General features: G+C 31.4%; 1 protein-coding gene. It reads right to left on the bottom strand.

Annotation, left to right across the window (positions count from 1 at the left end; all coding sequences use genetic code 11):
* Positions 1–118: 118 nt before the first annotated feature.
* On the bottom strand, positions 119–398 hold a 280-nt coding region (locus ASV53_RS25930), incomplete at its 5' end, for a hypothetical protein (protein WP_205049254.1).

Raw genomic sequence — 398 nt, 5'->3', positions numbered from 1 at the left:
CTCGTCGATCTGTATAAGAGTCACGTATGAATTTATATTTTTATATTAAAGCGGCGTCGATAAGTTCACTTTTATAGATATGGTTAGAGTAACTAATTGATAGGTTTTCTAATGTTGTTCAGCCAGAGATTTCATAATGTCTACCAGACAAATAATTGAGAGCATCAATTTTAAGTTTCTGATATTGTTCTTTGCTCGGTGATTCGTGAATATCTACCTGTAATAGAGTTCGAATTAAATTATCATCATCTAGTATTGCATTTAGGAACTCAGGGTTTGAATTGGATAAGTGTTGATAGCACTCCTCTAGTCTCATAAACCACGTTTTTACGTTATTTTTGTTATGACATTCTTTAACTTTGAAAAGATCTAAGTTGTTATCTAACTCATTGTTTTGT

This window comes from Photobacterium sanguinicancri, from assembly GCF_002265265.1.
Taxonomy (GTDB): domain Bacteria; phylum Pseudomonadota; class Gammaproteobacteria; order Enterobacterales; family Vibrionaceae; genus Photobacterium; species Photobacterium sanguinicancri.
Note: the sequence above shows the minus strand (reverse complement) of the source record. Positions and strands in the feature narration are given on the sequence as shown.